The 1,568-nt window shown below is 61.7% G+C and carries 2 protein-coding genes and 1 pseudogene; all 3 read left to right on the top strand.

Annotation, left to right across the window (positions count from 1 at the left end; all coding sequences use genetic code 11):
* Positions 1-654, top strand: a pseudogene (locus BN1130_RS22915) (phage tail tape measure protein); the annotation flags it as partial.
* Positions 655-670: 16 nt separating this feature from the next.
* The gene (locus BN1130_RS14385; protein WP_042042818.1) at positions 671-994 is read left to right on the top strand and encodes a DUF2590 family protein; all 324 of its coding nucleotides are present in this window, start codon (positions 671-673) and stop codon (positions 992-994) included.
* Positions 991-1,568, top strand: a 578-nt coding sequence (locus BN1130_RS14380; protein WP_042042817.1) for a baseplate J/gp47 family protein, incomplete at its 3' end; no start/stop codon positions are given. The genes BN1130_RS14385 and BN1130_RS14380, both read left to right, overlap by 4 nt.

The raw sequence follows: 1,568 nt of genomic DNA, 5'->3' as shown, positions 1-1,568 counted from the left end.
GTCTATTGGGATGAGCTGCGTGCCACCTTCGCCGTGCTGACCGACTTTGAGCTATTGGGTGCCTTCTTTGGCGGCATGGCTGACACCTTTGGCCCGCTTGCCTCTCAAGCGCTGGCCCCCCTGGCGGACTTGTTCACCCTGATTGTGGGCTTGCTTGGCCAGGGAATCGCCTGGCTTGGCACCTTCTTTGAGCAAACTGACCAGGCTGGGGTCGGGATCGACAGTGTGACCGACGCGGGCCGCCGCATGGGAGATGTACTCGGCAGTGTGTTTGATACCTTGCTCACCCCTTGGCGGGCGCTGATCAAACTCATCAAAATCGCGCTCGACGCATCCAATCAGTTTTTGGGGACACAGTTTGACACCAGCACATTGGCCGTTGATGTGCTGCCCAAATGGGCACAACCCCTCCCGGACACAGCATCATCAACCACCGTGGCCAACGCCCCGCTGGCCCATTATCGCCAGTCAGATCAAAGCCGGATCCCCGCAGGCGGACTTGGCCAACAACTGATCCAAGCCAACGCGGCGGCGACCACCGCCAACCAGAAACCCACCAAATCCATGCACATCGGCGAGGTACATATCACTAGCCCCAATCTACCGACGCCAGAAGAGTTGGAGAAAAGCGCCTGGGTCGAGCAGCGCGGATGATAGGAGCACAACAGCCATGAGCGATCCCAAATACATCGATATCCTGGTCAACGATGGCGCCTGGCTGCTCGATGCCGGTGGCCAGCCCCGTTACACCCAGGACAGGCACAGCATCGGCCAGGACATCAAGCACCGCATCATGGAATCGGGGCTGGCCCGCAAGCTCATCGGCGAGCGCAGCCCGACTCTGCGCGCCGATGTGCTGACCGAGATTGAGCTGCTGGTTGAACGTGACGAGCGGCTGGTGCCCGGCACCATCTTCATCAATGAAGAGGCCGCCGACCGGGTGCTGGTCACCGCCACCACTTACGAATTTGGCCCCCTGGAGGTAACCCTGTGAACCTGCGCCCGACCGTGGACTTTATGGCCCTGCTGAGCGAAACCGGTGTGCCGACCACCGCAGAGGCGATGGAGGCTGAGCTCAAAAAGGAGGTGGAGGCCGCCGGTTCCCTCATCACCAACGACTCGGACGTGAGCCCGTTCTGGCGGCTGGTGCGCGGCGTGGTCATCACCCCGGCGCTCTGGCTTATCCGCGAACTGCTGGCCAGTCATGTGCTGCCCAATACGTTCGCGGCCACCGCCACCGATACCTATCTCGACCTCAAAGCCTGGGATGTGGACTTGACCCGCAAGGCAGCCCAAAAGACCCGGGGCCTGGTCAACTTCGTCAAGGCCAGCCCCCAGGATGCCGTCACTATCCCGGCCGATATCTGGATAAGCACCGAGCGCATCAACGGCACCATATACCGCCTAAAGCCTCTGCAAACCGTGGTCAGCCCCGCCGGTGAGGCGGTGGCCAAGGTGGTGTGCGAAGCCGAGCAGGCAGGCGCGGCCTGGAATCTGGCCCCCGGCTATTACAACCTGCTCAGCGAGGCGGTGACCGGCATTTTGTCAGCGCGCAACGACGACAAGGA

Origin of the sequence: Aeromonas rivuli (genome assembly GCF_000820045.1) — a bacterium.
GTDB classification, from domain to species: domain Bacteria; phylum Pseudomonadota; class Gammaproteobacteria; order Enterobacterales; family Aeromonadaceae; genus Aeromonas; species Aeromonas rivuli.
The sequence above is the reverse complement of the archived record's forward strand: the minus strand, read 5'-3'. Positions and strand labels throughout refer to the sequence as shown.